Consider the following 4,238-nt stretch of genomic DNA (forward strand, 5'->3'; position numbering starts at 1 on the left):
CCCCAACCCTCCCCCGCAAGCGGGAGAGGGGGCAGGGCGGGAAGGCACGAACGGCGCGCCCGATGGTTGAAGGCGCTGCGCCAGCGACCGGGTGCTTCCCCTTCTCTCCCCCACGCCGGGGGCAGGGCGATGCAAACCAAAAGGCCGGGGCGCCCGCGCCCTTGCCGCAAGACCCTCCTCCCTCGACGGCGGCGGGTCCAAGAACAGAACCCCTTCCAGGCCGGTGAACGAGAGGCGAGACAAGTGGAATTCCTGTTGGTCCAGGCCCTGAGCGGGCTCGCCAGCGCCGCGTCGCTGTTTCTGGTGGCGTCGGGCCTGTCGATCATCTTCGGCGTGACGCGCATCGTGAACTTCGCGCACGGCGCCTTCTACATGCTGGGCGCCTACGTGGCCTATGTGCTCACCACGCGCTTTGCCGGCCCCATCGGCTTCTGGGGCGCGATCCTCGCCGCCTCGGTCATCGTCGCGGCCATGGGCGCGCTGATGGAAATGGTGCTGCTGCGCCGCATCTATCACGCCCCCGAACTGTTCCAGCTGCTCGCCACCTTCGGCGTGACGCTGATGGTGCAGGACCTGGTGGTGGTGATCTGGGGCCCGGAAGACCTGCTCGGCCCGCGTGCCCCCGGCCTTGCCGGCGCGGTGAGCCTGTTCGGCCGCATGGTGCCCACCTACGACCTGTTCCTGATGGTGCTCGGCCCGGTGGTGCTGGGTGCCCTGTGGCTGCTGTTCCACCAGACCCGCTGGGGCGTGCTGGTGCGCGCGGCGACACAGGACCGCGAGATGGTGGCGGCGCTGGGGGTGAACCAGAAATGGCTGTTCACCGGCGTGTTCGCGCTGGGCGTCTTCCTCGCCGCGCTGGGCGGCGCCCTGCAGATTCCGCGCACCACCGTCACCCACACCATGGACCTCTCCGTCATCGTGGAGGTGTTCGTGGTGGTGGTCATCGGCGGGCTGGGCTCGGTGCTGGGGGCGTTCGTTGCCGCCATCATCGTGGCGGAGCTGAACGCCTTCGGCATTCTCATCCTGCCGCAGATCTCGCTCATCATGGTGTTCCTGGTGATGGCAGTGGTGCTGGTGGTGCGGCCCTGGGGCCTGTTCGGCAAGGCCGAGAGCGCGCCGCGCCCAGCCGCCGGCCTCACCATCCGCCCGTGGCGGCCGTTCTCCACCGCCGAGCGGGTGGCCGTGGCCGTGGCGGTGGCCGCCGTGGCCACGCTGCCCCTCTTCCTCGGCAACTACGCCCTCACCGTGGGCGCGGAAATCCTCATCTTCGTGCTGTTCGCCGCCAGCCTGCATTTCATCATGACCGTGGGCGGCCTCGCCTCCTTCGGCCATGCCGCCTATTTCGGCCTCGGCGCCTATGGCGCGGCCTTCATGGTGAAGTTCCTCGGCGCGCCCATGGAGGCAGCCCTCCTCGTCGGCCCGGCCCTGGGGCTTTTGGGGGCGGTGCTGTTCGGCTGGTTCTGCGTGCGGCTCTCGGGGGTCTATTTCGCCATGCTGACGCTGGCCTTCGCGCAGATCGCCTGGTCCGTCGCCTTCCAGTGGGTGGATGTGACCGGCGGCGACAACGGCCTGCTCGGCATCTGGCCCTCCGCGTGGGCGGCGAAGCCCCAGGGCTTCTTCTGGCTGGCGCTGGCGGTGGCGGTGATCGGCGTCGGCCTGTTGCGGATGCTGGTGTTCTCGCCCTTCGGCTACGGCCTGCGCGCGGTGCGCGACAGCACCCTGCGCGCCGAGGCCATCGGCCTGGATCGGGCGCGCCTGCAATGGGCCGCCTTCGTGGTGGCCGGCACCTTCGCCGGCATCGCCGGGGCGCTCTACGCCTTCCTGAAGGGCTCGGTGTTCCCCGACTTCATGGGCATCCCGACCTCGGTGGACGGCCTTGTCATGGTGCTGCTGGGCGGCATCGAGACGGTGTCCGGCGCGGTGGTGGGGGCGGTGCTCTACAAGGCGCTGGCCATCTGGCTCATGAGCCAGACCGACCTCTCCAAGCTGGTGCTGGGGGCGGTGATCGTGGTGGTGGTGCTCGCCTTCCCCAAGGGCGTGGCGGGCTTCATCGAGGACATGCGCCACCGCTGGTTTGCGCCGAAGAAAACCGGGGCCGAGGCCGCAACCCTCGCCAAAGTGGAGGCCGCGCGATGAGCTTGCTGCTCGAAGTCGAAAACCTCGAAAAATCCTATGGCGGCGTCCATGCGGTGCGCGGCGTCACCTTCAGCCTGGAGGCGGGAACGCTCTTGGCGCTGATCGGCCCCAACGGGGCGGGCAAGAGCACCTGCTTCAACATGCTGAACGGCCAGATCAGGCCCGATGCCGGCACCATCCGCATCGACGGCCGCGACATCAAGGGCCTGCCGCCGCGCGCGGTGTGGCGGCTCGGGGTGGGGCGCACCTTCCAGATCACCGCCACCTTCTCCTCCATGACGGTGCGGGAGAATGTGCAGGTGGCGCTGCTCTCCTTCCACGGCCTGATCACCCGCGTGTTCGGCTTCGCCGGCACCGCCTGCCGGGCCGAGGCGGAGGGCCTGCTGGAGCTGGTGGGCCTCACCTCCCAGGCCGAGCGGCCCTGCGGGGAGCTGGCCTATGGCGACCTCAAGCGGCTGGAGCTGGCGGTGGCGCTGGCCAACCAGCCGCGCCTGCTGCTGATGGACGAGCCCACCGCCGGCATGGCGCCGAAGGAGCGGGTGGAGCTGATGCGCCTGACCGCCGAGATCGCGCGGGAGAAGGGCATCGGCGTGCTCTTCACCGAGCACGACATGGACGTGGTGTTCGAGCACGCCGACGCGGTGATGGTGCTGAACCGCGGCCAGCTCATCGCCCGCGGCACGCCGCTGGAGGTGCGCCGCGACCCGCAGGTGCGCGCCATCTATCTCGGCGAGGGCCTGCTCTACGACGCCCGGCACCGCGAGGGGAGCGCCGCATGACACTCCAGATGAAACTGCAGGTCTCGAACCTCAACAGCCATTACGGCCCCGCCCACATCCTCTACGACGTGGGCCTCGAGGTGGGCGCGGGCGAAGTGGTGGCCCTGCTCGGCCGCAACGGCGCCGGCAAGAGCACCACCTTCCGCTCCATCGTCGGCCTCGTGCCCCAGCGCGCGGGAACGGTGGTGTTCGACGGGGCCGATGTCTCCGCCCTGCCCACCTATGAGATCGTGCGGCGCGGCCTTGGCTACGTGCCGGAGGACCGGCGCATCTTCAACCAGCTGACGGTGGAAGAAAACTTCATGGTGGGCCGGCAGGCGCCGCGCGAAGGCGTCGCCACCTGGAGCCCGGAGCAGCTTTACGTGCTGTTCCCCAACCTCGGCGAGATGCGCAAGCGCCCCGGCGGCCAGATGAGCGGCGGCGAGCAGCAGATGCTCACCATCGGCCGCACGCTCATGGGCAACCCCTCCCTGGTGCTCTTGGACGAGCCCTCCGAGGGCCTCGCGCCCAAGATCGTGGAGCAGATGGCCGACGCCATCCTCACCATGAAGAAACAGGGGCTCTCCATCGTCATCTCGGAGCAGAATCTGCACTTCGCCAAGCTGATCTCGGACCGCGCCTACATCATCGAGAAGGGGCGCATCCGCTTCTCCGGCACCATGGCGGACCTTGAGGCGAACCCCGAGATTCGCGACGCATATCTGGCGGTGTGAGGATGGCTCCGAGAAAGACCGCACTGGTAAAGGCCGAACCGGCGGACGCCGCGCCCGCCCGCCGCCCGGCGCGGCGCGCCAAGGCCACCGCGCCCTATATCCTCGACGAGCAGGTGGGCTTCATGCTGCGCCAGGTGGCGCAGCGCCATGCCACGCTGTTCGCGGCGCGCATCGGCGACGACCTCACCATGACCCAATGGGCGGCGCTGGCGAAGCTGGCGGAGACCGGACCCTGCTCGCAGAACCTTCTGGGGCGGCACACCGCCATGGATGCCGCCACCATCAAGGGGGTGGTGGACCGCCTCGCGCGGCGCGGCTTCGTGGAGACCCGGCCGGACCCGGAGGATGCGCGGCTGCTGGTGGTGTTGCCGACCGAGGCGGGACGCGCGGTGATCGCCCGGGCCACCCCCAACGCCTTCGCCATCACCGAGGAAACGCTGGCGCCGCTTGATCCGGCCGAGCGCGCCACGCTGCTGAAGCTGCTGGCGCGGCTGCGGTAGGGGGCGCCTGTGGCGCTTGGGGCGCCCTGTGCTCCGGACGCATGGAGCGGCGCGCAACCTGCGACTTGGTACGGTGAGAACCCTCTCCCGCTTGCGGGGGAGGGCAGGGT

General features: G+C 69.7%; 4 protein-coding genes. All 4 read left to right on the plus strand.

All coding sequences use genetic code 11. The features are described from left to right. Positions 1-243 precede the first annotated feature (243 nt). The 4 genes from K9U41_RS21980 to K9U41_RS21995 are packed head-to-tail and all read left to right on the plus strand — an operon-like array spanning position 244 to position 4,128. The gene (locus K9U41_RS21980; protein ID WP_282642971.1) at positions 244-2,136 is read left to right on the plus strand and encodes an ABC transporter permease; all 1,893 of its coding nucleotides are present in this window, start codon (positions 244-246) and stop codon (positions 2,134-2,136) included. Next, positions 2,133-2,915 (plus strand): ABC transporter ATP-binding protein, encoded by a 783-nt coding sequence (locus K9U41_RS21985; protein ID WP_282642972.1) that lies wholly within the window; start codon positions 2,133-2,135, stop codon positions 2,913-2,915. The genes K9U41_RS21980 and K9U41_RS21985 overlap by 4 nt, the downstream gene beginning before the upstream one ends. An 8-nt stretch (positions 2,916-2,923) precedes the next feature. Then, positions 2,924-3,628 carry an ABC transporter ATP-binding protein gene (locus K9U41_RS21990; RefSeq protein WP_282642974.1) on the plus strand — a complete coding sequence of 235 codons (705 nt, stop codon included), beginning with the start codon at positions 2,924-2,926 and terminating at the stop codon, positions 3,626-3,628. A 2-nt stretch (positions 3,629-3,630) separates the two neighbouring features. Further along, positions 3,631-4,128, plus strand: a complete 498-nt coding sequence (locus tag K9U41_RS21995) for a MarR family winged helix-turn-helix transcriptional regulator (RefSeq protein ID WP_282642973.1) — start codon at positions 3,631-3,633, stop codon at positions 4,126-4,128. The last annotated feature ends 110 nt before the right edge of the window (positions 4,129-4,238 follow it).

It is taken from the genome of Xanthobacter autotrophicus (assembly GCF_029991245.1).
GTDB classification, from domain to species: domain Bacteria; phylum Pseudomonadota; class Alphaproteobacteria; order Rhizobiales; family Xanthobacteraceae; genus Xanthobacter; species Xanthobacter autotrophicus_C.

Bases quoted from the DNA above. Each gene is read 5' to 3' on its own strand.
- K9U41_RS21985 (WP_282642972.1), top strand. From the start codon at position 2,133: ATGAGCTTGCTGCTCGAAGTCGAAAACCTCGAAAAATCCTATGGCGGC.
- K9U41_RS21990 (WP_282642974.1), top strand. From the start codon at position 2,924: ATGAAACTGCAGGTCTCGAACCTCAACAGCCATTACGGCCCCGCCCAC.
- K9U41_RS21995 (WP_282642973.1), top strand. From the start codon at position 3,631: ATGGCTCCGAGAAAGACCGCACTGGTAAAGGCCGAACCGGCGGACGCC.